The organism is Marinococcus tarijensis, assembly GCF_054971385.1.
The window spans coordinates 1-25,694 of record NZ_JBQOJA010000001.1; the positions used below are offsets into that span (position 1 = coordinate 1).

Below are 25,694 nucleotides of genomic sequence, written 5' to 3' on the forward strand. Positions count from 1 at the left end.
TCGACTTGCATGTATTAGGCACGCCGCCAGCGTTCGTCCTGAGCCAGGATCAAACTCTCCGTAAAAAGTTTGATGCTTTGGCATCAGTGATGCCCTAAATGTGTTTCTTTTCTTTGGGGCCTGGCTTGTCTTTCCTTTTCAAAGAACGATCTGTCGCTAAACAGCGACTTTTATAATTTATCATTTTTGAATAATGAATGTCAACAACTTTTTAAAGAAGTTTTAATTCGTTATTCTCTTTTCTGTCAGCCGTTTTGGCGACAATTAGTAATATAACATCGGCCCATAAGACCGTCAACCACTTTTGCAAAATAATTTTAAATTAGTTTTTACGAAAATTTTCTGTGTTCAAAAAGCATAAAAAAGCCTTCATCCATTAAAAAGATGAAGGCTTTTAAAACAGCTTACTGTTTGCTCATCTTTGTACATTCCGGGCATGTTCCGTAAATCTCAAGCCGGTGATCTTCAATTTCAAAGCCCGTTACATGTTCAGCTAACGTTTCTACTTCATCCAGGCCTGGATAATGAAAGTCTACAATTTTCCCGCAATCATTACATATTACATGGTAATGATCTGAAGTCACGCAGTCGAACCTGCTTGAGGAGTCCCCGTAGGTTAATTCCTTCACTATACCAGCATCTTTAAAAACCCGAAGATTATTGTAGACTGTGGCTACACTCATGTTCGGAAAACGTTCTTCAAGAGATTTATAGATATCGTCAGCAGTCGGATGGCTCATTGAAGAGTGCAGAAACTCTAAAATAGCATGACGCTGCGGTGTCATCCGAACGTTCGTGCTTTTTAAGACACTTACTGCTTCCTGTAGGCTAGCGCTCGCCATCGTCATGCACCTCTCTTCCTGTAAAACGATTCTTTATTTGTAATTCTTATAATTTATTCTATCGGAATTCCCTGATTCTTGTCAATGAAAGGGGGTCAGCGATTCTCATCTGCTTGGGCTGATTGAAAAAAAGGAAGCATCGATACGTCTAAAAGAAAAGATGTAAACCTGTTTGAATGCTCGGGGCGTTTTCCCCTGTGTTTTTCGTAAGCCAGGCATATATCCTTTAAATCTGTTTTCAGCTTCGGCACTTCTTCTTCATTTACGCCAAACATAAACGTCGTATTTCCTTTTTTCAAAAAACCGCCGCTGCTCGCAATCTCTGTCATACGGTAGCCTTTATCTTTCATTTCCATCTCTACCTGATCAGTATAAAAATTATCGATAATGCAAAGAAGCAGTTTCATCTTTTCACCCGCCTGCTATTTTTTAGAAGATGATAAGAATTCATCAACATACCGGGATACTTCCCCGATATGGTCCTTTACCTTCACTTCATCCCATACTTTCTGCACGACTCCTTCTGTATCAATAAAAAAGGTGGAGCGCACAATTCCAAGGTATTCTTTGCCGAAGTTTTTCTTCCATTTCCAGACTCCATAGGCGTTGGCTGCTTCCTGTTCTTCATCAGACAGAAGCGGGAAGGAAAGTTCATGCTTGGCGGTGAAATTTTCGTGTTTTTTCATTGAATCAGGGCTCACCCCAAGTACCTTAACGTTTTTATCATTCAATTCCGGCAGAGCATCCCTGAAATCGCAGGCTTCAGTTGTACATCCAGGCGTGTTATCCTTCGGGTAAAAATACAAAATCACGTTTTGTCCCTGGTAATCACTTAAACGGATATTTTCTCCAGTGGTGGCGGGAAGCTCAAAATCAGGCGCCTGTTTTCCTTCCAGATCTTTTGGATTTACACTGCTTTCTTCTGTACTCATATCGATCACCTCAACACTTGTTTTCATCTTATGATATCATGGTTTTTGCTTTACTTCTCCATGATACAATAGATAAGAAATAGTTGATAGTAAGGAGAGTTAAGAAAATATGTCCTATGAAAAATCTGCCGAACTCTATAATGAAGCCTGCGACTTGATCGTAGGAGGCGTTAACAGCCCGTCCCGTTCCTTTAAAGGCGTCGGTGGCGGAATCCCTGTTTTTATGAAAGAAGGACGCGGCGCACATTTATTTGATGAGGATAACAACCGCTACATTGATTACCTCGGAGCCTATGGCCCTATTATTACCGGGCACGGCCATCCGCACATCGCTGAAGCTATCAATGATGCTGCCCGTACAGGCACACTGCTCGGAACCCCTACTAAATGGGAAAACGTTTTTGCTAAAAAACTAAAAGACGCAGTCCCTTCTCTTGAGAAGGTCAGGTTTGTCAATTCCGGCACTGAAGCTGTAATGACGACTATCCGGGTAGCCCGGGCCTATACCGGTAAACATAAGATCATCAAATTCGAAGGGTGCTATCACGGCCATTCCGACCTTGTGCTTGTGGCAGCCGGCTCCGGCCCCTCGACGCTGGGGTCCCCGGACTCTGCGGGTGTGACTCCCAATATTGCTGCAGAAGTCATCACTGTGCCATTTAACGACATTGAAAGCTTTCGCGAAGCCATTGACCGCTGGGGGGACGAAACAGCCGCTGTTCTTATCGAGCCTATCGTAGGCAATTTCGGCCTTGTCGAGCCGGAGCCCGGTTATCTTGAAGAGATCAAAAAACTCACACACGAATCGGACTCCCTTCTTATTTTTGATGAAGTCATTACTGCTTTTCGTTTCACCTACGGCGCTGCCCAAAGCATGCTCCAGGTGGAACCGGATATGACTGCTATGGGGAAAATTATCGGAGGCGGTCTGCCGATCGGCGCTTACGGCGGCCGGGTTGATGTCATGGAGCAGGTCGCTCCCCTGGGCCCGGCCTATCAGGCAGGAACAATGTCCGGAAACCCTGCTTCTATGCGCGCCGGCATTGCCTGCCTTGAAGTATTGGAAAAAGAGGAAGTGTACGACACGTTGGACCACCTCGGTGAACGCCTTGAGAAGGGGCTCCTCGAGCAGGCTGCAAAGTACAGCATTCCCGTTACGATCAATCGGTTAAAAGGAATGTTCACCATTTATTTTACTGACGAAGCAGTAAAAGATTATAAAGGGGCCGAGCGTTCGAATTCGGAAAGGTTCAGCATCTTTTTTAAAGAAATGCTCGACCGGGGCGTGCACCTCGCTCCTTCAAAATACGAAGCCTGGTTTCTCACCACTGAACACAGCATAGGTGACATAGAAGAAACGCTGGAGGCTTCGGAACAGGCTTTCGCAGCCTTAAGCAGCTACATTCACTAAGTTCAATACAGAAAGGAATACAATCCGTTATGAAGCTGGGAGCCAGAATTTTCAAGACCGGTCTTGCGATCGTTCTCGCTATATACGCAGCATCCTGGATTGGATTGAATCCTCCTTTTTTCGCAGCTATTGCCGCTACTTTCGCTATTCAGCCGTCCATCTCCCGTACATTCCAGACAATGCTCGACCAGCTTCAGGCTAATATCATCGGGGCTGGCACAGCTATTGTTATGGTACTTGCCTTCGGCCACGATCCGGTAATTATCGGAGTCACGGTGATGATTATTATCGCAGGCATTCTAGGCCTGAAGCTGGATGCCTCCACCATTCCGATTGCTGTTGTGACAGTCATCATTATTATGGGAAGACCTGGAGACGGCAATTTTATTTTGTTCGCCTCGGAGCGGTTTGCTTTAATCATGCTCGGGATTCTCGCGTCTTTTTTAGTCAACATGCTGTTTCTGCCGCCAAAGCATGAAACTAAGCTGTATCAGCAGATCCGGGACGTAACCCAGGATACTATTCAGTGGATACGGCTGCTTGGAAGGCACGAAACTAACCGCCAGACGCTGCGGAAAGACCTTTCCTCTCTTAAAGACCAGACCGTTTCCATCGAAAATCTCTACCTTTTATTTAAAGAAGAACGCGTGTATACAAAAAAAGCCCGGCTCACCCGGGACCGGCGCGTTGTTCTTTTTAAACAGATGATCGCTTCGATGAATAAAATCGTGACCATCCTGCGCACGCTCGATAAATTTGAAAACGACATGCAGCACACGCCTTCAGATATGCAGGAAGCCATACGCAATCAGCTTGATCATCTTATGGATTATCACGACAGAATTCTTCAGCGTTATGTAGGCAAGGTGACCACTCATCTTACGGAGGAGATGGCCGAAGAGGTCGATGAGGGCAGAGCGTCCTTGACAGATCAGCTCATGGAAATGTATGAGCAGCAGAATATCGACCGTTCGGAATGGCTCCACCTTCTTCCTATTGTCGCACATATCGTCGAGTATAATGAGCAGCTTGAACACCTCGACCGGCTTGTCGAAACCTATTTCCGCTATCACAGCAGCGAAGACTTTTTTGCTATTGAAAACTAAAAGGAGGGCTCCCCACAGCGGTTGCCCTCCTTTTTCGTTTATAAATTTTCACTGATTTCCATCAGGTATTCTGCTAAAGCCTCAAGGCCTTTGTCGTAGTTTTCCAGATGAAAATGTTCATTCGGTGCATGGAAGTTTTCGGTTGGAAGACCAAATCCCATCAATGCTACCGGCAAGTTTAACATTTGGGAGAACGTTTCAATGACAGGCACAGATCCTCCCATTCGCGTATATGCTGCTGTTGTGCCGTACGCTGTTTCAAGCGCCCTGCCGGCTGCCTGGATGGCCGGGTGATCAAACGGAGTGACAAATGGCCGGCCTTTATCAAACGGAGTCACGTCCACCTCTACGCCTTCCGGGGTCTTCTGCTGAACATGAGCTTTCAGCTTTTCAACAATCTCATCCGGGTCCTGGTCAGGCACGAGCCGGCACGTAATCTTAGCTGAAGCAGCAGAAGGCAGCACCGTTTTGATGCCTTCCCCCTGAAAGCCTCCATGCATACCGTTAATTTCAAGCGTCGGCCGGGCCCACGTTCTTTCCAGAAATGAAAACCCTTGTTCGCCGAACAGCTCCGGTACGTTCAATTCTTTCCTTGTATTTTCCTCGTCAAATGAAAGCTCCGCATACGCCCGGCGTTCCTGCTCCGTAAGCGAAAGAACCCGGTCGTAAAAGCCATCAACGGTAATACGGCCTCTGTCATCATGCATGGATGCAAGTATGTCGGCCAGTGCATGAAGCGGATTTGCGACTCCGCCTCCGTAAAGACCGGAGTGCAGGTCTCCTTTCGGACCTCTCACATCAATCTGAACACCCGCGAGCCCCCGCAGTCCATAGCACACTGTCGGCCGGCCTTTTTCAAGCATCGGCGTATCGGAAACCAACAGTACATCTCCCTGCAGCAGTTCACGGTGCTTTTGCACAAATTCATCCAGATTGGGACTTCCAACCTCTTCTTCTCCTTCAATGCAGAACTTTACATTCACCGGGAGCTCTCCTTTGGTCTGCATGAAGGCTTCAATCGTTTTAAGATGCATAAACACCTGGCCCTTATCGTCCGTGGCACCGCGGGCATAAATCTTTTCGTCCCGTATCTCCGGCTGAAACGGCGGCGTATCCCACAGCTCAACCGGATCGGCCGGCTGCACGTCATAATGCCCGTAAAAGAGAACCGTAGGCTTTCCCGGGGCGTGCATCCAATCCCCGTACACAACCGGGTGACCGCCTGTCTCCATTACAGCCGTGTTTTCCAGACCGGCTGACTGCATATTTTCTTCCACCCAGGAGGCCGCCGTTTCCATATCCGGTTTATGCTCCGAGTCTGCACTGATGCTTGGTATTGATAAAAATTCTTTCAGCTGCCTTAAGTGGCTGCTTCGATGATGTTTGAAATACTTTTTGACTTCTTCCATGGTTGCCTCCCTGCTTTTCAATTACACATGCTGAACGTCAAACAGCCGCTGGTAAGAGCCTTCTGCCATCATTAACTGCTCGTGGCTGCCTGATTCCACCACCCGGCCGTCCTCGATGACGACAATCCGGTCCGCATGGGTGATCGTTGAAAGCCTGTGCGCTACTATAAAAGTCGTTCTGTCGCGGGCAAGCCGCTCCATCGCTTCCTGGATATAATGCTCACTTTCCAGGTCGAGCGCCGAAGTGGCTTCATCAAATACAAGTATTGATGGGTTTTTCAAAAATACACGGGCAATAGCAATCCGCTGCTTCTGTCCGCCGGAAAGCTTCACGCCCCTTTCTCCGACTGGAGTATCGTAGGCGAGCGGCAGTTCGTTAATAAACACCTCGGCGTTCGCCATACGTGCTGCCTGTATGACTTCCTCATCCGTGGCATCCGGTTTTCCCATCCGGATATTTTCTTTCACTGATTCGCTGAATAAAATGTTGTCCTGCAGCACCATTCCGATATGATCGCGGAGCGTGCGCACTTCGTAGTCCCGAACGTCTTTTCCATCAAGAAGCAGAGCCCCGCCGGTCACATCATAAAACCGCGGAAGGAGACTGACGATCGTACTCTTACCGCCACCGCTCATGCCGACCAGTGCGATGGTTTCCCCCGGCCGCACATGCAGATCGACATCCTTTAATACATCGTTAGTATCCTCTTCATATTTAAACCATACGTGGTCAAACCTGATATCGCCTTTGACGTGCTTCACCGGTACGGCTGTTTCTTTGTCAGTAATATCGTATTTTTCATCAATAAATTCAAATACCCGGTCCATGGAAGCGATCGACTGCACGAGGGTCGTGGATGAATTCACCAGACGACGCAGCGGGCTGTATAGTCTCTCCATGTAGGAGGTGAACGCCACCATTTCCCCGACGGACAAATTCCCGTACAAAACAGCCATGCCGGCTGCCAGGATAACTACCAGCGGCGCTACGTCTGTCACAGTATTAACAGCGGCAAATGTTTTAGCATTCCAGCGCGTGTGATCGACCGCCCGGTCCAGGAACTGCCGGTTTCTCGAATCAAACTGTCCCTGCTCATGATTTTCGAGAGCAAAGCTCCGGATCACGCTCATCCCCTGCACCCGCTCATGCAGGTGCCCCTGCACGTTTGCAAGCGCCTGTGACCTTGCTTTTGTTAAATCCCGAAGCCTTGAATAAAAATATTTGATAAAAAAGGCGTAAATAGGTAAAAACAACATTGCCACCAGCGTTAATTCCACATCCATCGTGAACATAATAATAAGTGCAATAACAATAGTGGCAAGATCAAGCCATATATTCATCAGGCCGGTAATGACAAAGTCTTTGGTCAGCTCGACATCATTGATTACCCTCGAAATGATTTCACCGGCTTTGCGGTTGGAATAAAAACGAAGGCTCAATTTCTGAATATGGCTGAACAATTGATCACGGATATCATATAGAATCTTATTACCAGTCCACTGGGCAAAGTACTGCCGGTAGTATTCAATCGGCGGACGAACGATAATAAAAAGCACAACCGCTCCGCCTGCCAGCCAGGCGAGCACTCGTGCTTTTTCAGCTGTTGCCATGCCGTCGGCCAACAGCACGTGGTCTATAATATAAGCAAGAATGAGCGGCGTTAAAAGCGGCAGGCCAAATTTAAAAATACCAATAATCACTGTCACCGCAATTATTTTATTGTACGGCCGCACAAACTGCATGTAGCGTTTAATACTGCCCATCTTTTTCACCTCTTATCGAAAAAACAAAAAACGCTCATACCACTGTTCGATAAAATGAGAGTTAAATGGGCCTTTTCTCTGGCAGATCCAATTCTGCAGTTCCCGAATACTCGTGTCCATCTTTTCATCTATCTGCGCAGGGTAATTCATTTCCTTTTTATGCTGGGCATACTCGTCCTCGTCCAGTAAATTGTAGGTCATGTCCGGAAAAACTTTAATATCCAGATCATAATCGATATATTTAAGAGCTTCACTGTCGTAGACAAACGGCGTGCCAAGGTTACAATAATAATGCACTCCGTCAGACCGGATCATCCCGATAACGTTGAACCATTTTTCGGCATGAAAATAACAAATAGCAGGCTCCCTCGTTCTCCAGACTCTCCCGTCCGATTCGTGAACCAGAATACGATCGTTCCCGCCAATAACTTCTCTGCTTGTGCCTTTCAGTATTAATGTCTCTTCCCATACACGGTGGAGCGATCCGTTATGCTTATAACTCTGCACCTGGATAGGCTTACCTGTTTCCGGGAAGCTTGCGGCGATTTCGTTACGCTCGGCCAATGTGTCCCGCCTCCCTTCTTCTGCAATTTTTGCTGCCTTCTTTTTTCTATCACCTTTCATTATACATTTCTTCTGTCGATCTGAAAAACTGTTAGGATAAAAGGGCAGGCAAAAACTATTATGCGTAAAACGAAAGGAGACGATTTTTTTGAAAGCAGTCGTTTATAATGAACAGGGGACACCGGATGTACTCACCATGGAAGAAGTGGATAAACCCGGTATTCAGCCGGATGAAGTTCTCATACAGGTAAAGGCGATAGGCCTCAATCCCGTTGATACGTATTTTCGTTCCGGCAAACGTCCCGTGTCCTCCTTCCCGGCTATTCCACATTTCGATGCTGCCGGAATAGTTGAAGAAGTTGGCAGCAGCGCGGGAAGCTTTCAGCCGGGAGACAGGGTATGGGGCACAAACATTCCAAACGCCGCCGCAGAGTGGGCAGCCGCCCCGGCTTCAAACACTTTTCCCCTTCCGGAGGCCATGAGCTTTACCGAGGGAGCTTCTCTTGGAATTCCCGCCCTTACTGCTCATATGGCTTTATTTTTTCGGGCGGCGCTTCAGCCTGAAGAGACCGTTCTTATTTACGGCGGGGCCGGCGCGGTCGGTCATGCCGCTATTCAGCTGGCCAAGCACCGTAATGCCTTTGTCATCACTACAGCAAGCAGCGCTGAAAAGCACGAAGCCGCAAGCCGCGCCGGTGCCGATGTTGTTTTGAATCTAAATGATGAAAGCTGGAAGGAGGATTTTGCTTCATCTACGGGACAGACGGGCGCTGATGTTGTTCTTGATATGTCTTTCAGCGAAAACGCCGATACAGATCTGCAGATTCTCTCTCCCGGGGGACGAATCGTTGCGGTCGGCTCCCCGGTGAACAGTATGCCGTCTTTTCCATGGCAGCTTTTAAACAAAAAATATGCTTCCATCCTCGGCATTCTGCTTTTCACAGCTCCTGTTCCGGCGCTGCAGGAAGCAGCTTCCGGAGTACAGCAGGCTTATGAAAAAGGAGCCTTCTCCCCGCACGTAGCCCGTGCCTATCCTATGGATGAAGCTGCCCAGGCTCACAAAGATTTGGAAAACAAGCGTTACTCCGGCAACCTCGTGCTTACTGTTTCTGAATAAATATAATAAAACCGGAGGCCGCGGTCTCCGGTTTTATATATTCATCCGGGACTGGCCGCCGTCAGCAGTAAGCGTTGTGCCAACAAGCCACCGTGCCTCCTTCGAAGCGAGAAACAACGCTGCGTCTGCCACTTCCTCCACATTACCGAATCTGCCGGCGGGGATATTTTGTTCCACAAACTGCTCCATCGCTTCCGGATTTTCCTCTATCCGCTTCTGCCAATTACCGGTAGGGTGCAGAATGGACCCCGGAGCAATTGAATTGACCCGCACCCCGTCCTTTATCCACTCATTACCTGCTGCTTTTGTGAAGCTGATCAGCGCCGCTTTGGCGTTGTTATACGTAGCTTTTCCACCAGCTTCCTTTCCAAAGATCGAGGTGATATTAATAACCGCTCCGCCGCGCTCCTTCATCTGCTCATACGCCATTTTACTAAAGTGTACAGCCTGGAAGTAATTTGTTTCCATCGCCTGCGTAAATTCTTCCATAGAAGTATCCGCAATTTTCCCACCGCTGCTTCCGCCAGCATTGTTTACCAGTACGTCAATACCGCCAAACGTTTCGATAAACCGTTGAAAGGTACTTTGCCTCTCCTTATCTACAGTGACATCGCAGACGTAGGTCTCAACGTCCCCGATCTCTTCCCTGGCGGCTTTTAGCCCTTCTTCGGAACGTGCTAAAATACCAACGTCGGCTCCCTGGCTGTAAAATGCCTGGGCAATGCCTTTTCCTATTCCTTTGGAACCGCCTGTAATCAATACTTTCTTTCCCTCAAAAGCTTTGCTCAATTTAATTCCATCCTTTCAATCAGTGTTTTATAGATTTTTTGGTGGGCCACAGGTAACGCGTAGTTCGCTACGTCCTTAAGCGAAACCCATTTCCAATCCTCCGGCAGAGCGCTTTTTTCCGCCTGCCCCTCATATACGTGCACATTCCAGATCAAATGTGAAAATGTTTGTTCCACACGCTGAACAGGACGATTAATTTCGGGGGTTATAAATGCATCTTCCTCAAGGTAAGCACCTATTTCCCCGGCGCGCTCCGATTCATTTTCCACTGCTGTGTTGGGAAATTCCCACAGCCTGGCCAGAAGACCTTTATCCGGACGCTGATGGATTAATAATTCCCCTTCATCGTTCCAAATAATCGCTGCTGCCATTTCCTGCTTTCTCGGCGCCTTTTTCTTTTCTTTTACCGGCAGCTCTTCCTGCACCCCTGCTGCTCTTGCTTTACAGTGCTCCTGCACCGGGCACAGCAGACAGCCCGGTGAGGTTGGCGTACAGATAAGAGCACCCAGCTCCATCACTGCCTGATTAAAGTCTGATGGTGAGGTAAGCGGCAGAATTTCGCCAAGCACTGCTTCGAATGTACTTTTTGTGGACTGTTTGCCAATGTCTTCATACAAACACAGCAGCCTCGAAAACACGCGCATTACGTTCCCATCCACGGCCGGCTCCGGTTTATCAAAAGCAATACTGAGTACCGCTCCCGCCGTATAGGGACCGACTCCCTTTAACGACCGAAACTCTTTTTTTCCGCTCGGGACTTCTCCTCCGTATTCTTCAGCTACTTCTTTGACCGCCTGGTGCAGGTTTCTCGCCCGTGAATAATAACCGAGACCTTCCCACTTCTTCATCACCTGGTCTTCTTCAGCTTCTGCCAGGGCTTCAATAGTGGGAAAAGCTTCCAAAAACCGGTAATAATAAGGAATCACTGTATCGACTTTTGTCTGTTGAAGCATAATTTCTGAAATCCATATGTGATAAGGGTCTGCGCTTCTTCGCCAGGGCAGGTCTCTTTTTTGGTGCCGGTACCAGTCGACTAGGTCCTGTTGAAACTGTTCCGGCGAAAAATTCTCCAGTAGTGGATGCATAGCAATTCACTCTTTCTCTTTATGTTGGTCACCGTCAGGTCCTTTTTTCTCAAAGCACCAGCAGTGCACTTTTTTTATTCCCCCGGGGACAAATTCTTCAAGTTGGCCGAATGCTCCGTCCCCTGGTTCTGTTCGTTTAGCTTTAAGGATGTTGTATTGCTCAAGCGTATTAACTGCAAACATTTCCACAAACAACGCTCCCTGATCCACAGATTCAAACCACTCGTAATCGTTCACCTGCTCATTGAGCATAGCAGAAGAAATTTCTTCCATGGCGGTTAAAAATTCAGTTCTTTTCTCTTCTGAAATCCGGTATTCCATAAAAACGACGTATTTCTGCGGATTCATACAATTCTCCTTTTTGAAATAAACTGTTTAGGGTATTATGGAACTACGCTGGTACGGTCTGTGCTTGTTTAATGCCACAGGCTTTTTTTGTTTCAGCATGCCATAAATTAAAGGTGGTGCCAATGGATACAGCAACTCACACTGTAATGGGGATAGGTCTCGGCGGTCTTGCCACCATTGATCCTGCTATTTCAACCGAAGGCGGAGCAATGGGCACAATTCTGGTCGCGACAATTATAGGCTCGCAGGCCCCCGATTTTGATACCGTATTAAAGCTGAAAAATAACGCCGTCTATATCCGCTACCACCGCGGACCGACACACTCTATTCCCGCCGTTCTAATCTGGCCGGTGCTGCTGGCAGTTCTTATATATATGTTTTCTCCGGACGTTGCTTTTTCGCATTTATTGCTCTGGACCTTTATTGCTGTCGCTCTTCACGTCTTTGTGGATATTTTTAATGCCTACGGCACCCAGGCGCTGTCTCCGTTCACGAGGCGGTGGATAGCGCTCGGCGTAATTAATATTTTTGATTCAGTAATCTTTTTTTCCCACCTGTTTGTATTTATCCTGTGGTGGTTTGATGTACCGAGAGCACCCTCTATGATTGTTTTATACATCTTTTTGCTTGTTTATTATTTATGGCGGTTCCAGGCCCGAAACATTGTTTTGCAAAGAGCCCGCCGCCTGCACCCGGATGCCACGCACCTGTTTATTTCACCGACATACAACTGGTATCGGTGGCACCTGGTTATTCGTACGCCGCACAAGCTATTCGTCACCAATTACCGGAACGGACGGCTTCGCTACTTTGAAACGTACCCGTTTGAGCCAATTCCTGACGATCCGGTTATCAATGCGGCCAGAGATGACCGGAACCTTGCTTCCTTTCTATCCTTCTCCCCTACGTACCGCTGGATTGTCCGCAGCACAGACGAGGGATACGAAGTAAAATTCATCGACCTGCGTTACCGCAGTAAAGGATACTATCCGTTTGTAGCGGTCGTTCAGCTGAACGAGGAGCTTGAGATTATGACTTCCTACACCGGCTGGATTTTCAGTGATGATACTCTTCACAAAAAACTGGACAAAGGCCGGGCCTTTTCCTACTATACTCAATAATAAAGAGTACGGAGCCGCCCTCCGTACTCTTTACTTACGCTAGTTAATGCCGAAAAACTTTTCATTTGTTGCCTCGTAGCGGTGCAGGTGCGGACCGTACTGCCGGACCCATTTTTCCACGATTTGCCCGGTTACTTCTTCCCCCTTGTACGAACGGCCTGCTCTAGCCTGAGTGGATTCAAAATCCTCCCATAAGAAATCCACCCATTCCCGGGCTTTTTCGTCAGTTAACTGACTATTAACTGAAAGGAGAGTTTCCAATAAATAATTTTTCTGGTTTTCCATTCCTCTCGTGCCTCCATTCTTTATTTTTCGACCAGCAGGGAAAATGGCAGTGCTTCGATCTGGCTTGAATTGTTTCGGTAGCCCCAGGCGAACACGCCGTTAATAAATTCTACTTCAAAGGTGGACCCTTCCTGGGCGATCCGGTACGTTTTCCCCGGCTGATAATCCGCTGGATCAAGCATATACGTTTTCGCCATTGCAATCTTACGCTCATAAACCGCAAACTCATTTCCTCTTCCCATCTGCTCTGCTTTCTTAGACTTTTCGTTTAAGCTTGCGATTTCCTGTTCAAGCTCATACCTGCTCATCTGACTGTATCTTTTTTCCATTCCCATGCTCGGACTCCTCTCTCTTTTCATCTAAAAACCGCTGGATATGCTCCATCGGAAATTGCTTCCGATACAGGTATTCTTTGATTTTCTGTTCAAGCTGACGGCCTTCAAGTCTGCCTTCCCATTTCCGGCAGGCTTTTTCTCCCTGTTCCAGAACCGAGTTCCACTCATCCTCCTCAGAAGGAGCGAAGTCTGCCTCTTTCACAGCGGCTGAAGCTGTTTCATGATCATATCCTTTCCGGAGCAGCATTTGCAACAAACGCTGTTTCACCGCACCGCCTGATTCGCCTTTTTTCTGACGTCCTTTTTTCTCGGCTGCTCTCACAGCCCGGTCGAGAGCCAGTTCATCAGTCAGCGTCTTCATCGCCTCGGAAACGTAAATCTCCGCCACGCCTTTTTTTTCCAGGTCCATCCTAATGACCTTCGGCCCTTTATCGGTCGTGTTAATTTTTGTGCGCACGAATGCTTTCGCAAATTCCCGGTCGTTTAAGAATTTATATTCCTTCGCTTTTTCGACCGCCTTCGACGCAGAAGCCTCTGTAAACTCTTTTTCTATTAGATGGTCATATACTTCTTTTTCTGTCCGCATCACACTCGATAAGTAATGCAGCGCCCGGTTCCATGCCTTGCGTTCATGATCGTCCTCAATCAGAAGCTCAAGCTCTTTTTCCGTCAGTTCCTTCCCCTTTTTAAGGTCCCACTGCACCAAAACGGCTTCATCCACACCGGTCGTGAATGTTTCCCGGCCTGTCTGATCGGTGAAAATGCTGTATCGCTCGGGGTTATTTTTCTGCACTTCAATTTTTGTGATTTTCACAAAGGCCCTCTCCTTTTACATAGCGGAAAATGATTATGACAACCTGCTTTTGGGTAAAGTTGAATAGCTTCAAAAGTGACGTTTTTACATCACCTTAAGTAGTGAAAGGAGAAATACACATTGAATATTGCTATTGCAGGAGGAAGCGGATATGTAGGCTCCGCCCTCACCGGCTACCTCGAGCAGATGGGCCACCACATTTATATTTTAACAAGAAACAGTAAAAATAAAAAAAATAGTGAAAATATCACCTTTATTGAATGGATGAATCCCGGCAGTAAACCCGAATATGAATTGCCGCCGCTGGATGCTTTCATAAATCTCGCAGGATCATCGATTGCACAACGCTGGACAGAACAAAACAAAGAAGATATTTTAAACAGCCGTATCGATTCCACCAGAGAAATCATTCGTATTTTCAAAGCAAGCAGCCATAAACCAGAAGTGCTCGTCAGTGCTTCAGCCGTGGCTTATTACGGAATTTCCGACGAAGAGGAATTTACTGAGGAATCCCCTAAAGGAGAAACAAACTTTTTACAGGACGTTTCCGTACGCTGGGAAAATGAAGCTGAAAAAGCGGAAGTACTCGGAATCCGGGTAGTAAAAGCACGGATGGGTCTCGTTTTGCAGGCATTCATTCCGCCACTCGTTTCCGTATATAAAATGTTTGGCGGTGGCACTATCGGAAGCGGAAAACAGTGGTTTTCCTGGATTCATTTAAGAGACGCTGTCGAAATGCTTCTTTTTGCAGCTACAAATAAAGAAATTAAAGGTGCATTGAATATTACTGCGCCGCAGCCTGCGCAGATGGAAACACTGGGACGCGAGATAGCTAAAGTGACCGGACGTCCGCACTGGCTCTCTGTACCATCATTTGTTATCGAAAAGATGCTCGGCGAAATGAGTGTAATGATCCTTGGAGGCCAGAAGGTCATACCCCAAAAATCCATGGATCATGGCTTCCACTTTCATTTTCCAAGCCTCCAGCCTGCGCTGATCAATATTTTAAAAGAGTAATCTTCAGCCGTCTGGGCCTTCCAGACGGCTTTTCTTAATCAAAGGCGGAGCAATTGTCCATCTGCGCAAGTATTACTTATCGTTTCCGCTGTTCAGATTACATAACACTCTATAAGTAGTAATAATACTCATAAATGCCTGATAGGCAAGTTTGAAAATTTTCATAATTAGCGTTAAGATTTGATTTATGAGTATGGTAGATCTTATTACATTTTAAAACAAAGCAATATTACGTTTGTTTTTTTTATAAAGAGGTATAGTACAGGTAGCCCTCTATTACTTTTAAAAGGTGGTAAGAAAATGGAAACGAAAATGACTGGAACGAACGGTTCCGTCGATTCAATCGTTTTTGACAAACCAACCGTGGAAGACGGGGCAGACATGTGGGAACTTGTCAAAAACTCCACATTGGATTTAAATTCCTCGTATAAATATATTATGATGTGTGAATTTTTTGCCGAAACATGTGTTGTCGCTAAAGAAAACGATGAATTAGTGGGCTTCGTAACGGCCTTTATTCCACCTGAAAAACAGGATACCGTGTTTGTCTGGCAGGTGGGCGTGGACACTTCCCAACGGGGAAAAGGCCTTGCTTCCCGTTTGCTGGATGCTCTTCTGGAACGGGATGTATGTGAAGAAGTGCTGTATTTAGAAGCTACCATCACTCCTTCCAATGAAGCTTCGCAGGCGTTGTTTAAAAAGCTCGCCAAGAAACGGGAGACTGAAGTGACAGTTTCTGAATGCTTTACGGAAGACCTTTTTCCGGATGATGAACATGAAGAAGAGTTGACATTTCGAGTAGGACCCTTTACAAAATAAGTAGTGCATATGACATGCAAAGAGCATGTCATGTATTATGTAAAAACTGAATTTTTCGATAACATCCCCAAGGAGGATACTTACATTTATGATGAAAAATGACCTTAGCGTTTTTAACGAATACGAATCGGAAGTACGCAGCTATGTCAGAGGCTTTCCTACGGTGTTCCACCAGGCAAAAGGGTACAAGCTCTGGGATTTGGACGGAAAAGAATACGTTGACTTCTTTTCCGGTGCAGGAGCACTGAACTATGGACACAATGATGACAACATGAAAGAAAAACTGCTCGCCTACATTCAGGAGGACGGGGTTACCCACTCTCTTGATATGGCAACTAAAGCAAAGGGTGAATTTATCGATGCGTTCCAAAATATTATTCTGAAGCCGCGTAACATGGATTATAAAATCATGTTCCCCGGGCCGACTGGCGCAAACAGTGTGGAAAGCGCTCTGAAGCTTGCACGTAAAGTAACCGGCCGCACAAATGTAGTCAGCTTTACTAACGGCTTTCACGGTATGACTATCGGCGCTTTGAGCGTTACAGGCAACAAATTCAAGCGTAATGGAGCCGGCATGCCTTTATCAAATACCTCGATCCTTCCGTACGACAAGTTCTTAAAGGAAAGCGATAATTCCGTTGAATATATCGAAAACTTCCTTGATAACGGAGGCAGCGGCCTTGATAAGCCCGCAGCGTTTATCGTAGAGACAGTTCAGGGTGAAGGCGGCTTAAATGCTGCAAGCAGCGAATGGCTTCGATCGATTGAAAAAATCTGCCGGGAGCGCGACATCAAGCTCATTCTTGACGATGTTCAGGCAGGCGTCGGACGTACCGGTACCTTCTTCAGCTTTGAACCAGCCGGTATTAAGCCTGACTTTATATGCCTCTCCAAGTCCATTGGCGGAAACGGCTCACCGCTTGCCATCACTTTAGTGGCGCCGGAGTATGACAAATTCGCTCCCGGCGAGCACAACGGTACCTTCCGCGGAAACAACTTTGCTTTTGTAACAGGTACTGAAGCGCTGAATTACTGGAAGGATGACCGTTTGGAAAAGAACGTGCAGGAAAAATCCGAGCGTATTGCTTCGTTTCTGGATGACATGATCAAAAAGCATCCTGAAATGAAGGGTGTGCGTAAAGGACGCGGCTTTATGCAGGGAATTATGAGTCCTATCGAAGATCTGTGCGACAATATCGCCGGCAGATGCTTTGAACACGGTCTGATTATGGAAACAGCCGGCGCGGACGATGAAGTATTTAAACTGTTCCCGCCAATTACCATTGACGACGAAGGACTTGAACGCGGACTGGCAATTCTTCAGAAGGCGATTGAAGAAGTTACCTCTGAAAGTAACCTCGTTGCCAACTAATTTAACCGATTGACTATTTGGATAAAAAGAAGCCGATCGATCGGCACCCCGACGATCGGCCTTTTTATGATATAAATCCTTAACTGACAAGATGGAGGAATAGACAATGAAAGTAATTAAGCTCGAAGATTTGCTCGGTACTGAACGTGAAGTGGATGACGGTAACTGGGTCAGCCGCCGTTTCATTATGAAAGATGATAATATGGGCTACTCGGTAAATGATACAATTATCCGCGCCGGTACTGAAACTCACATCTGGTACCAAAACCATCTCGAAACCGTCTATTGCATTGAAGGAGATGGAGAAATTGAAACATTAAGCGACAATAAAGTGTATCAGCTCGAGCCTGGCGTATTGTATGCGCTCGATAAAAACGACGAGCACATGCTCCGTGGAGGCAGCAAGGATATGCGCATGGTTTGTGTATTCAACCCACCCCTTAGCGGCCGTGAAGTTCATGATGAAAACGGCGTATATCCGGCAGATATTGACTAATATCAAAAATCCCCTGATGCTTTTGGCATCAGGGGATTTGCTTATTAATGCAGAAGATAATGACGAAACGTAAGCGTCTGGGCGTCAACACCCAGTTTTTCAATGAAAAGCTTCACATCGTGCAGCGAATCTGCAGGATATTGGAACTTACATATCTCCGGGGATTGTTCTTCAATATCTTTTGTCGCAAAACAAAAGGTTGATTGATCTTTATCATAATAAACGATCAAATCTTCTTCGTGCATTGGATGCTTAAACTGTGCTTTATATAACCGGTAGGACAATCCGAACGCCCCCTTTCTACTCTTCTATCTAAAAATCTTAAACCATCCATTTCGTTTAAACAAGCCCAGTAGCACTACTGCTATTAAGAGCATAACCCCAAGCGCTATGAAATATCCGTATCTATATTCAAGCTCCGGCATATACACGAAGTTCATACCATAAAGCCCGGCAATAAATGTCAGCGGAATAAAGATGGTTGATACAATCGTGAGCGTCATCATAATCGCATTCATTCTGTTTGATGCCATCGTCTGAAAGTTGTCTCTCATGTCTGAGGTCATAGCCCGGTTGGATTCGATCATTTCAGTGACCTTTAGAAGATGGTCATAAATATCCCGGTAATATTCCCGCTGCTGGGTAATCAGATGCAGACGCTCCACAAATAAAACCCGGTACACGAGGTCTCTCATAGGAACGATGGTCCGGCGGAGTCTCAGCAGGTCAGACCGTAAATCAAATACTTCTTCTATCAGCTTACCATAGGTCAGCTCCGCGTTGCTTTCCTCGATCTCATTCAGGCGGTCCTCGATTTGATCCAGAACCGGAAAGTATTCATCCGTCATTTTATCAATAATGTGATAGCTGATATCATCCGGATTCAGCGCGGCTCCTTCAGCCTGCAGCTTTTTCCAGGAATGATTAACCGCCGAAGACGGAGCTTCATGATATGTAACGACAAAATTGGGTCCAAGAAACATACAGATCTCCTCAGCCCCAAGCGTTTCCTTATCAAGTGCATGAAGGACGAAAAAGCTGTATCCATCATAGGAATCATGCTTTGGACGCTGACGCTCCGTGTAGCAGTCCTCAATGGCCAGTGGATGAAAATGAAACACCGAGTCCAGCGTGTTTGTTTCTTCAGTGGTGGGAGAGGAATAATCAATCCAGTACCATTTCCATTCGTATTTTTTAAATTCATCCAATGTAATATTGTTAATTGTGTTTCCTTCTGCATCAATACCGGCACAGGAAATCATTGCAGCCCCTCCCTTCCTTTGAACAGCAGTTGTCCGCTGTAGTTATTTCCCCACAAGAAAACGGGGCACCCGCTCCGGCACCCCGTTCCACATTTTACAACATCGGAAGTATTTCGTCTAATGATGCGTAAGGATAATTTAAATCCTCTGCCACTGCCTGATACGTTACTTTTCCCTGCGCTGTATTCAATCCTTTGCCAAGCGTCGGATTGTTGGTAAGAGCTTTTGCCAAGCCCTGATTTGCAATCTGAAGCGCATAGGGGATCGTTACGTTAGTTAAAGCAATTGTAGACGTTCTCGGAACCGCCCCCGGCATATTTGCCACAGCGTAGTGCACAACACCGTGTTTTTCATATGTCGGCTGGTCGTGCGTTGTTACCTGATCAGCAGTTTCAATAATGCCTCCCTGATCGATCGCCACATCGATCAGCACAGAGCCCCGGTCCATGCTTTTCACCATTTCTTCTGTCACAAGCTTAGGTGCTTTAGCTCCGGGAATCAGGACGGCCCCGATCACCAGATCCGACCGTTTTACTTCCTCCGCCAGGTTCAGGGGATTACTGCTCAGCGTCTGAATCTGGCCGCCAAAGTCTTCATCAATCTGACGGAGTCTCGCCGGGTTTAAATCGATAATTGTTACGTTGGCTCCGAGGCCGTGGGCGATGCGTGCAGCGTTCGTACCGACAACCCCTCCGCCGATTACCGTTACATTGGCCTTTTTCACTCCGGGGACTCCCGAAAGCAGGACGCCCTTGCCCCCGTGCACGCTTTCGAGAAACTGAGCTCCAACCTGGGCTGCCATCCTTCCTGCTACTTCACTCATTGGCGTTAAGAGCGGCAGCGTATGGTTTTCCTCGACTGTCTCATAAGCTACTGCAGTAACTCCGCTTTCGGTTAATGCTTTCACTAACTCAGGCTCCGCAGCAAGATGCAGATAGGTAAATAAAATCAGGTTTTCCCGGAAAAACTGATATTCCGAAGCCAGAGGTTCTTTGACTTTCAGTATCATCTCTGCCTGCTTCCATACGTCTGCAGCCTCCGGAATAATTTTTGCCCCAGCTGATTCATATTCTTCATTCGAAAATCCGCTGCCTTCTCCGGCATGGTTTTCAACATATATGTGATGGCCAGCTTGTATTAAATGCACAACCCCCGCCGGCGTAATCGCTACTCGATTTTCATTGTTTTTAATCTCTTTGGGAATCCCTATAATCAAGATGCATCGCCTCCTCTAATACCTTTTCTATTAGTATAGCGTGTTTCCGGATTGTAAGCATTGGCAGATTAAAATAATATTCCCATTATTCATTTGTGATTTTTCACAATAGGTTTGTGTGTTTTTCTTTCAACAATTCCAATTCCAGCAGCAGCGTCCATTTTTCATGGGCGCTGGAAAGACTCACCCCTGCAATTGCCTGCATCCTTTTTAAACGGTAGGTCAGCGTATTGGGATGCACATGAAGTATCCTAGCGGCCGCGTTAACGTTGCAGTCTTCGCTCAGATAGATGTAAAGCGTGCTCAAAAGCTCCGTTTCATTTTCTGCATCATAATCGGACAAGCTTTTCAGGGAAGGGTGTGTAAATGTTTCTTCCTCCCACCTCTGTAAAAGAACTGAGAAAAAGCGGTAATAGCCTGCTTCATGCAGAAAGTAATAATGGGAGGGAAGCTGGCGAACCTGTTTTTTTAAATCAAGCATAGTCAGTGCCTGTCTGTAGCCGCCCGCCACCTCCATATACTGATGACAGATTTCAGACGCAGCAATAGCCGTTAAAGTATCATCGTACCGTTTGTGCCATAGCTCATGCATCTGACGTAAAAATGCTGAGATTGTTGCTTCTATATTTCTGCTTTCAAGTCCATACAGCATGAGAATAGCCCGGTGCTGATCATATGTTTTAAGCATCACCTTCACCCGCTGCGAAATCGTCAGCAGATAAGTGAGCCGCTCCCAGGCATTTTGTTCAAGCTGTTCTGAAAACTCCATGATTACAATGGAATACTGCTGTGGCCGCCCCGGAAAAAAACGAAGCATCTGACGCTCCACTGCCTGCTCGTCCGTCTCATCCCCGGTCAACAGACGCCAAAAATATTCCTGATGGTCCTGTTGGGCCGGGTTTCTTGGGTGAAACTGCCGCCGGAAACGTTCACCACACACAACAGCTGCCGAGTGAAGATCCTGCCTTGCCTCTTCTGAAAGAGGCGTTTCACCCTCCACCACCCAGATATAGCCTATTACCGTCTGCTTTTCCTTAACGGCTACGGCCATCCTGGTTCCGAGTCCTATTTCATCAATAGCGGAAATGGAGACCGGCGCGCTCCGCTGATGAAGGCTCGGTATCACCCCTTCATTCCATAAATGGTGAATCACCTCTTCGGGCACGCGCCTCCCCATGATAGTCGCCGTACGTGCTCCGTCAGTGACCTGGGGGTGGCCGCTGTAGGCGAGAAGACGGTGCGTCGAATCCTCAATGATGACCGGGCCTCCGAGTGCTTCACTGATAAAGTCGGCAAACTCATTTAATGAATCGGCAGTATGCTGCCAAAGCTGCTTTTCAAACATATATATGTGCTCTCCTTTCCAGGTTTATAAAAAAAGGTAGAGCAGCAGATTAGCCAGGATGGTAAGAATAATGGAGACAATCAGGCTGATACCGAGCCAGTACAAACACATTGCAGTTCACCACGCATATTTATTTTTTCCCTTTTTTCTCCGGTTTATACACAAAAGGAACTACGGCTTCCACCTGGGATGTCTGCGGGAACATGTCCACCGGCTGGGCGTATTCTGGATGATACCCTGCTTTTTTCAGGTACGCGGCATCCTTGGCCAGGGTGGATGGATTACAGGATACGTATACAAAGCGTTTAGGCTTTACTTTTCCAATCGTGTTCAGCAGTGCCTCCCCGCAGCCTGTGCGCGGCGGATCCGCCACTACTACATCCGGGCTCCAGTTTTCCCGCTGCCACTGAAGCATCATTTCTTCGGCTTTGCCGTGGTAGAACCTGGCGTGGGAAGCTCCTGCCTGTTTAGCATTTTTGTTAGCGTCCTGAATACTTGCTTTAATCATATCCATGCCGCGTACTTCCTTAGCATCCGAGGACATCCAGAGGCCAATTGTGCCGCTGCCGCAGTAAGCATCGACCACTTTTTCCCGGCCGGTGAGCTTCGCCGCCTGCTTCGCTTCGTCATAAAGCGTGGAGGCCTGCTCCGAGTTCAGCTGGAAAAATGCCTCCGGGGATAAATGAAATGAAAAGTCCTGCATGTTGTACTTAATTGTATCTTTACCCCACAGCCGTTTGGTCGTACCGCCAAAAACAGTCGGGCTGCTTTCATTCTGCACATGATGATGGATGGATTTTATTTCTGCAAAAGAAGAACGCAGGAAATCCACCAGTTCTTCCTGCTCCGGCAGATCCACCGAAGACGTCACAAGCGTTACCTGAACCTCGCTTTTTTGTTCATTTGCCCGCACGACAATGGTTTTAACCCCTTTTTGTTTACTCGTGTGTACCGGCACCTCTTCATCCTTCATAAATACGGTAATTGCTTTTGTAATTTTATTTAGGATCGACTTTTCCACCATACAGCCGACATTGGTGAGGTCCACCAGCTGATTGGAATCACTTGAATACAGACCGGCTTCCACTCGCCCTTTTTTTCCCTCTCCTGTCTGCCACTGGCTTTTATTTCTATAACGCCATGGATTTTCCATACCGATCGTTTCACGAATTTCCGGAACGACGGGAGCGTAGCGTTCAAATGACTGCAGCACCAGGTCCTGCTTCATCCACAGCTGTTCGTCGTATTCGGCGTGCTGCAGCTGGCATCCCCCGCAGATTTTATATACCGGACAGGGAGCTTTCTGCCGGCTCGGCGAAGCTTCGCGGATATACTTAATGCTTGCGATCGCACGGTTTCTTTTTACTTCCTCGACCTGACCGACGATCACTTCCCCCGGGAGCGCCCCCTCTACGAAAACAGCCTGGCGTTTAAAATATCCAATTCCTTCACCATTAATACCTATTCGTTTAATGGTCAGCGGAAATTCCTGACCCTCCTGCAGCGGCTGGCGCTGTTCAAACTTTTCATTTTTCGGCACGTGTATCTTCTCCTTTATCTGGTATTTCCACATGAAGCCATAAATAAATACTTGCATAGCTGTTGTACGGGCTCCACCGGCCGGACCACTCTTTTATGTCCGCCTTAGATGGTTTCGCTTCAAGCCCCAGCAGCTTCTTTAATCCATTTTGAACGCCAATATCAGCTGCAGGCATCAGATTTTCTCTTCCGAGCCCAAACAATAAAAAGCATTCTGCCGTCCAGGGCCCTACTCCCCGGTACTTCGTAAGTTCCCGTATGACCTCTTCATCAGTTTTTTTCTGAAGAGCGTCAATATCAAGCGTTCCCTGTGCAATACTCTTTGAAATATCCACAACGTATTCCGCTTTTCGCTGGCTGAATTGCAGGCTTCGAAGCTCGCTTGGATGAATAGCTGCCACAGTCGCAGGGCCAGGGTAAAACCAAACACCATCTTTATAACTGCCGTACGTTTGCACAAATCGGGTGGAAAGAGTATAGGCAAAGGTCATATTCAACTGCTGATGAATAATTGTTTTTATAAGACAGCCGTACAGGTCAAAGTCACAGGTGAGCGGCGCGCCGTAAAACCGATGGAACAGCGGTTCTAATTCCGTTTCCTGAAAATGCCCGGCTGCCTGCTCGAGCGGCTGATGAAAACGAAAAATACGTTCTATTTTATCCAGAGCCTCCTGTTCTCTCTTCTCCGGGGACTCTATATATACATAAGTCTCCGGTTGATGTTCAACAAATGCAACAGTTACTGTATCAAGCTGTTCCTCAGCCGGCAGAGGCAATTTCACCTGTCTTTTATCGATATCTACATTATACAGCGGATCGAGTGCCATCCGTTTCAGCATCAGCTGAACATCATATACGGACGGGGTCTTCCGTGTTATCTGCTGCAAAGTAATTACGTCCTTTCATGAAGCTTTGTTATTTTATCACGTTTACCCCTGTTCACGCGACCTGCTCCCAGGCGTACTCAGAATTCTGCAATACTTTCTTTTTTTAGGATAAAAGCATTAATTTTCAATAAATTGTTAATTATTTTTTCCATTCTATTTTCCTATTCTCGATGAAATTGCTTTCTTCCTTTGTTTTCATTCATTACAATAATCTTTGTGTTCCTATGATACTTTTGTCATTTCCAAACGAATTAGGAGGTAAATTATGAGCTCTTCTGCACAAAAATCGACCATGCTGCAGCGGGCGCTGAATTGGATTGAACGAGTTGGGAATAGGCTTCCCCATCCGGTTACTCTGTTCGCCATTCTCGCCGCGCTCGTACTGGTATTATCTGCCGTCCTTTCGGCCGCCGGCCTGCAGGTGGAATCTCCGGGAGAAGATGGAGAAATGGTTCAGGTAACCAATCTGCTTTCAGCCAGTGGAATTGAATACATATTCACCAGTATGGTGGACAACTTTATTAACTTTGCCCCGCTCGGAGTGGTGCTTGCTACCATGATCGGTATCGGCATTGCGGAGCGCACCGGCCTGATCAGCGTGCTGCTTCGCGGTTTCATCCTGTCTATTCCGAAATCATTAATTACCTTTGGGCTTGTTTTTGCCGGCATTATGTCGAGTGTCGCCTCCGACGCCGGCTACGTGGTGCTTCCGCCGCTTGGCGCTATTCTGTTTGCTGCACTAGGCAGGCATCCGCTCGCAGGGCTTGCTGCTGCCTTCGCCGGTGTTTCGGCGGGCTTCAGCGCCAACCTTCTGCTTTCCGGTACGGATGTCCTGCTTGGGGAGCTGACGATCCAGGCAGCTTCCACCATCGATCCGGCCTACGCCGAACAGATGAACCTGGCGATGAATTACTACTTCATTTTTGTATCCACATTTTTCTTAGCTGTCATCGGTACACTTGTGAGTCAGTTCGTCGTTGAGCCGCGGCTGGGAGAATATAAGGGCGACTACCGGGAGAGCCTCACTTCATTAACCGGAACGGAAAAGAAAGGAATCTTCTGGTCGATGGGGTCAGCGCTTCTGACCATTATTCTGCTTGCTCTGCTCATTGTTCCATCTAATGCTCCTCTTCGCGGTGAAGGAGGGGCCGTCGTTCAGTCGCCGTTTATGGATTCCCTCGTTGTCGTAATTATTATAGCCTTCTTCATTCCCGGACTTGTATACGGTATTGTGACAAAAAGCATCAGAAACGATACGGATGTCGCTAACCAGCTTTCTGATACGATGGCGAGCATGGGCATGTTCATTCTGCTCGCATTTACCGCCGGGCAGTTTGTTGCTTACTTTGAAGAAACCAATCTGGGTACATTCATGGCTGTATATGGTGCAGACTTTTTACAATCTATTAACCTTACCGGTATTCCTTTAATCCTGGTATTCGTATTAATTGTTGGTTTTATCAACCTGTTTATCGGCAGTGCCTCTGCCAAATGGGCCATACTCGCGCCTGTATTCGTTCCGATCATGATGCAGCTTGGCTATTCGCCGGAGCTTACGCAGATGGCGTACCGTGTGGCAGATTCCTCCACCAATATTATTACACCACTGATGACTTATTTTGCGATTATTATCGCGTTTGCCCAGCAGTATGACAAAAATATGCGCATCGGGTCCCTGATAGCAGTTATGCTTCCATATTCCATTGCATTTCTTTTGTTCTGGTCCCTGCTGCTTGTCGTATGGATGCTCACCGGCATTCCGCTCGGTCCAAACGGTCCAATTGAATACAACGGCTGAACGTTTAAAAGCAGGAGCTGC

At 47.0% G+C, this 25,694-nt stretch carries 27 protein-coding genes and 1 rRNA gene; 9 read left to right on the forward strand and 19 right to left on the reverse strand.

Going from position 1 to position 25,694, the window contains the following annotated elements:
• The 4 genes from ACTTK7_RS00005 to bcp form a co-directional block, all read right to left on the reverse strand.
• A 16S ribosomal RNA gene (locus tag ACTTK7_RS00005) occupies positions 1-65 on the reverse strand; the annotation flags it as partial.
• Positions 66-404: 339 nt separating this feature from the next.
• Positions 405-842, reverse strand: a complete 438-nt coding sequence (gene perR / locus ACTTK7_RS00010; RefSeq protein ID WP_322526179.1) for a peroxide-responsive transcriptional repressor PerR — start codon at positions 840-842, stop codon at positions 405-407.
• A 95-nt stretch (positions 843-937) separates the two neighbouring features.
• Entirely contained in the window at positions 938-1,249 is a 312-nt protein-coding gene (locus ACTTK7_RS00015; protein WP_462864827.1) for a cyclic-di-AMP receptor, read from the reverse strand.
• Between the two features lie 15 nt (positions 1,250-1,264).
• Positions 1,265-1,774, reverse strand: coding sequence for a thioredoxin-dependent thiol peroxidase (bcp, locus tag ACTTK7_RS00020; protein ID WP_462865156.1), 510 nt, complete (start codon positions 1,772-1,774; stop codon positions 1,265-1,267).
• A 109-nt stretch (positions 1,775-1,883) separates the two neighbouring features.
• On the opposite strand from bcp, the gene ACTTK7_RS00025 reads away from it, so the two are divergent.
• Positions 1,884-3,185, forward strand: coding sequence for a glutamate-1-semialdehyde 2,1-aminomutase (locus ACTTK7_RS00025; RefSeq protein ID WP_462864829.1), 1,302 nt, complete (start codon positions 1,884-1,886; stop codon positions 3,183-3,185).
• 29 nt (positions 3,186-3,214) lie between these two features.
• Positions 3,215-4,291, forward strand: coding sequence for an FUSC family protein (locus tag ACTTK7_RS00030; RefSeq protein WP_322525953.1), 1,077 nt, complete (start codon positions 3,215-3,217; stop codon positions 4,289-4,291).
• 38 nt (positions 4,292-4,329) lie between these two features.
• On the opposite strand, the gene ACTTK7_RS00035 is transcribed toward ACTTK7_RS00030, so the two are convergent.
• From ACTTK7_RS00035 to ntdP, 3 genes are read right to left on the reverse strand one after another with little or no spacing between them, the layout of a single operon-like run.
• Positions 4,330-5,700, reverse strand: coding sequence for a dipeptidase (locus tag ACTTK7_RS00035; RefSeq protein ID WP_462864831.1), 1,371 nt, complete (start codon positions 5,698-5,700; stop codon positions 4,330-4,332).
• A 21-nt stretch (positions 5,701-5,721) separates the two neighbouring features.
• The gene (locus ACTTK7_RS00040) at positions 5,722-7,464 is read right to left on the reverse strand and encodes an ABC transporter ATP-binding protein (RefSeq protein WP_462864832.1); all 1,743 of its coding nucleotides are present in this window, start codon (positions 7,462-7,464) and stop codon (positions 5,722-5,724) included.
• Between the two features lie 12 nt (positions 7,465-7,476).
• Positions 7,477-8,088 carry a nucleoside tri-diphosphate phosphatase gene (gene ntdP / locus ACTTK7_RS00045; RefSeq protein WP_319632152.1) on the reverse strand — a complete coding sequence of 204 codons (612 nt, stop codon included), beginning with the start codon at positions 8,086-8,088 and terminating at the stop codon, positions 7,477-7,479.
• 88 nt (positions 8,089-8,176) lie between these two features.
• On the opposite strand from ntdP, the gene ACTTK7_RS00050 reads away from it, so the two are divergent.
• Complete coding sequence (locus ACTTK7_RS00050; protein WP_462864834.1) at positions 8,177-9,145, forward strand: NADPH:quinone reductase; 969 nt, start codon at positions 8,177-8,179, stop codon at positions 9,143-9,145.
• Positions 9,146-9,178: 33 nt separating this feature from the next.
• Here ACTTK7_RS00050 and ACTTK7_RS00055 read toward each other — a convergent pair whose 3' ends face one another.
• Genes ACTTK7_RS00055 through ACTTK7_RS00065 form a run of 3 tightly spaced genes read right to left on the reverse strand, consistent with a single transcriptional unit; the run spans position 9,179 to position 11,367 of the window.
• The gene (locus tag ACTTK7_RS00055; protein WP_462864836.1) at positions 9,179-9,934 is read right to left on the reverse strand and encodes an SDR family NAD(P)-dependent oxidoreductase; all 756 of its coding nucleotides are present in this window, start codon (positions 9,932-9,934) and stop codon (positions 9,179-9,181) included.
• The gene (gene mutY / locus ACTTK7_RS00060; protein WP_462864837.1) at positions 9,931-11,019 is read right to left on the reverse strand and encodes an A/G-specific adenine glycosylase; all 1,089 of its coding nucleotides are present in this window, start codon (positions 11,017-11,019) and stop codon (positions 9,931-9,933) included. The genes ACTTK7_RS00055 and mutY overlap by 4 nt, the downstream gene beginning before the upstream one ends.
• A gap of 6 nt (positions 11,020-11,025) precedes the next feature.
• The gene (locus ACTTK7_RS00065) at positions 11,026-11,367 is read right to left on the reverse strand and encodes a hypothetical protein (RefSeq protein WP_462864839.1); all 342 of its coding nucleotides are present in this window, start codon (positions 11,365-11,367) and stop codon (positions 11,026-11,028) included.
• Between the two features lie 122 nt (positions 11,368-11,489).
• On the opposite strand from ACTTK7_RS00065, the gene ACTTK7_RS00070 reads away from it, so the two are divergent.
• A complete protein-coding gene (locus tag ACTTK7_RS00070) occupies positions 11,490-12,488 on the forward strand; it encodes a metal-dependent hydrolase (protein ID WP_462864841.1) in 999 nt (332 codons plus the stop codon).
• A gap of 39 nt (positions 12,489-12,527) precedes the next feature.
• Here the strand turns inward: ACTTK7_RS00070 and ACTTK7_RS00075 are convergent, their stop codons facing one another.
• The 3 genes from ACTTK7_RS00075 to recX are packed head-to-tail and all read right to left on the reverse strand — an operon-like array spanning position 12,528 to position 13,922.
• On the reverse strand, positions 12,528-12,773 hold the full coding sequence (locus tag ACTTK7_RS00075; protein WP_462864843.1) for a YfhJ family protein: 246 nt from the start codon (positions 12,771-12,773) through the stop codon (positions 12,528-12,530).
• A 20-nt stretch (positions 12,774-12,793) separates the two neighbouring features.
• Positions 12,794-13,102, reverse strand: coding sequence for a YfhH family protein (locus tag ACTTK7_RS00080; RefSeq protein WP_027847476.1), 309 nt, complete (start codon positions 13,100-13,102; stop codon positions 12,794-12,796).
• Complete coding sequence (gene recX, locus ACTTK7_RS00085; RefSeq protein WP_462864845.1) at positions 13,068-13,922, reverse strand: recombination regulator RecX; 855 nt, start codon at positions 13,920-13,922, stop codon at positions 13,068-13,070. Before recX ends, ACTTK7_RS00080 begins: the two co-directional genes overlap by 35 nt.
• A 120-nt stretch (positions 13,923-14,042) precedes the next feature.
• Between recX and ACTTK7_RS00090 the strand changes: the two genes are divergently transcribed.
• The 4 genes from ACTTK7_RS00090 to ACTTK7_RS00105 all read left to right on the forward strand — a co-directional run bounded on the left by ACTTK7_RS00090 (position 14,043) and on the right by ACTTK7_RS00105 (position 17,626).
• The gene (locus tag ACTTK7_RS00090; RefSeq protein WP_462864846.1) at positions 14,043-14,939 is read left to right on the forward strand and encodes a TIGR01777 family oxidoreductase; all 897 of its coding nucleotides are present in this window, start codon (positions 14,043-14,045) and stop codon (positions 14,937-14,939) included.
• 300 nt (positions 14,940-15,239) lie between these two features.
• Positions 15,240-15,758: a diaminobutyrate acetyltransferase gene (gene ectA / locus ACTTK7_RS00095; RefSeq protein ID WP_322525965.1), complete on the forward strand. Its 519-nt coding sequence runs from the start codon at positions 15,240-15,242 to the stop codon at positions 15,756-15,758.
• Positions 15,759-15,846: 88 nt separating this feature from the next.
• Entirely contained in the window at positions 15,847-17,130 is a 1,284-nt protein-coding gene (gene ectB, locus ACTTK7_RS00100) for a diaminobutyrate--2-oxoglutarate transaminase (protein WP_462864847.1), read from the forward strand.
• A gap of 106 nt (positions 17,131-17,236) precedes the next feature.
• Complete coding sequence (locus tag ACTTK7_RS00105) at positions 17,237-17,626, forward strand: ectoine synthase (RefSeq protein ID WP_462864849.1); 390 nt, start codon at positions 17,237-17,239, stop codon at positions 17,624-17,626.
• Between the two features lie 44 nt (positions 17,627-17,670).
• Here ACTTK7_RS00105 and ACTTK7_RS00110 read toward each other — a convergent pair whose 3' ends face one another.
• The 6 genes from ACTTK7_RS00110 to ACTTK7_RS00135 all read right to left on the reverse strand — a co-directional run bounded on the left by ACTTK7_RS00110 (position 17,671) and on the right by ACTTK7_RS00135 (position 23,875).
• On the reverse strand, positions 17,671-17,910 hold the full coding sequence (locus ACTTK7_RS00110) for a hypothetical protein (RefSeq protein ID WP_462864850.1): 240 nt from the start codon (positions 17,908-17,910) through the stop codon (positions 17,671-17,673).
• Between the two features lie 24 nt (positions 17,911-17,934).
• A complete protein-coding gene (gene corA, locus ACTTK7_RS00115; RefSeq protein WP_462864852.1) occupies positions 17,935-18,888 on the reverse strand; it encodes a magnesium/cobalt transporter CorA in 954 nt (317 codons plus the stop codon).
• Between the two features lie 94 nt (positions 18,889-18,982).
• A complete protein-coding gene (ald, locus tag ACTTK7_RS00120; RefSeq protein ID WP_462864854.1) occupies positions 18,983-20,104 on the reverse strand; it encodes an alanine dehydrogenase in 1,122 nt (373 codons plus the stop codon).
• Between the two features lie 103 nt (positions 20,105-20,207).
• Positions 20,208-21,449, reverse strand: a complete 1,242-nt coding sequence (locus tag ACTTK7_RS00125) for a PucR family transcriptional regulator (RefSeq protein ID WP_462864855.1) — start codon at positions 21,447-21,449, stop codon at positions 20,208-20,210.
• A gap of 130 nt (positions 21,450-21,579) precedes the next feature.
• A complete protein-coding gene (gene rlmD / locus ACTTK7_RS00130; protein ID WP_462864857.1) occupies positions 21,580-22,989 on the reverse strand; it encodes a 23S rRNA (uracil(1939)-C(5))-methyltransferase RlmD in 1,410 nt (469 codons plus the stop codon).
• Positions 22,976-23,875 carry a DNA-3-methyladenine glycosylase family protein gene (locus tag ACTTK7_RS00135; RefSeq protein ID WP_462864859.1) on the reverse strand — a complete coding sequence of 300 codons (900 nt, stop codon included), beginning with the start codon at positions 23,873-23,875 and terminating at the stop codon, positions 22,976-22,978. Before ACTTK7_RS00135 ends, rlmD begins: the two co-directional genes overlap by 14 nt.
• A 265-nt stretch (positions 23,876-24,140) precedes the next feature.
• On the opposite strand from ACTTK7_RS00135, the gene ACTTK7_RS00140 reads away from it, so the two are divergent.
• Positions 24,141-25,673, forward strand: coding sequence for an AbgT family transporter (locus ACTTK7_RS00140; protein WP_462864860.1), 1,533 nt, complete (start codon positions 24,141-24,143; stop codon positions 25,671-25,673).
• Positions 25,674-25,694 lie beyond the last annotated feature (21 nt).

Bases quoted from the DNA above. Each gene is read 5' to 3' on its own strand.
- perR (WP_322526179.1), bottom strand. From the start codon at position 842: ATGGCGAGCGCTAGCCTACAGGAAGCAGTAAGTGTCTTAAAAAGCACG.
- ACTTK7_RS00015 (WP_462864827.1), bottom strand. From the start codon at position 1,249: ATGAAACTGCTTCTTTGCATTATCGATAATTTTTATACTGATCAGGTA.
- bcp (WP_462865156.1), bottom strand. From the start codon at position 1,774: ATGAGTACAGAAGAAAGCAGTGTAAATCCAAAAGATCTGGAAGGAAAA.
- ACTTK7_RS00025 (WP_462864829.1), top strand. From the start codon at position 1,884: ATGTCCTATGAAAAATCTGCCGAACTCTATAATGAAGCCTGCGACTTG.
- ACTTK7_RS00030 (WP_322525953.1), top strand. From the start codon at position 3,215: ATGAAGCTGGGAGCCAGAATTTTCAAGACCGGTCTTGCGATCGTTCTC.
- ACTTK7_RS00035 (WP_462864831.1), bottom strand. From the start codon at position 5,700: ATGGAAGAAGTCAAAAAGTATTTCAAACATCATCGAAGCAGCCACTTA.
- ACTTK7_RS00040 (WP_462864832.1), bottom strand. From the start codon at position 7,464: ATGGGCAGTATTAAACGCTACATGCAGTTTGTGCGGCCGTACAATAAA.
- ntdP (WP_319632152.1), bottom strand. From the start codon at position 8,088: ATGAAAGGTGATAGAAAAAAGAAGGCAGCAAAAATTGCAGAAGAAGGG.
- mutY (WP_462864837.1), bottom strand. From the start codon at position 11,019: ATGCATCCACTACTGGAGAATTTTTCGCCGGAACAGTTTCAACAGGAC.
- ACTTK7_RS00065 (WP_462864839.1), bottom strand. From the start codon at position 11,367: ATGAATCCGCAGAAATACGTCGTTTTTATGGAATACCGGATTTCAGAA.
- ACTTK7_RS00070 (WP_462864841.1), top strand. From the start codon at position 11,490: ATGGATACAGCAACTCACACTGTAATGGGGATAGGTCTCGGCGGTCTT.
- ACTTK7_RS00075 (WP_462864843.1), bottom strand. From the start codon at position 12,773: ATGGAAAACCAGAAAAATTATTTATTGGAAACTCTCCTTTCAGTTAAT.
- ACTTK7_RS00080 (WP_027847476.1), bottom strand. From the start codon at position 13,102: ATGGAAAAAAGATACAGTCAGATGAGCAGGTATGAGCTTGAACAGGAA.
- ectA (WP_322525965.1), top strand. From the start codon at position 15,240: ATGGAAACGAAAATGACTGGAACGAACGGTTCCGTCGATTCAATCGTT.
- ectB (WP_462864847.1), top strand. From the start codon at position 15,847: ATGATGAAAAATGACCTTAGCGTTTTTAACGAATACGAATCGGAAGTA.
- ACTTK7_RS00105 (WP_462864849.1), top strand. From the start codon at position 17,237: ATGAAAGTAATTAAGCTCGAAGATTTGCTCGGTACTGAACGTGAAGTG.
- corA (WP_462864852.1), bottom strand. From the start codon at position 18,888: ATGATTTCCTGTGCCGGTATTGATGCAGAAGGAAACACAATTAACAAT.
- ACTTK7_RS00125 (WP_462864855.1), bottom strand. From the start codon at position 21,449: ATGTTTGAAAAGCAGCTTTGGCAGCATACTGCCGATTCATTAAATGAG.
- ACTTK7_RS00140 (WP_462864860.1), top strand. From the start codon at position 24,141: ATGAGCTCTTCTGCACAAAAATCGACCATGCTGCAGCGGGCGCTGAAT.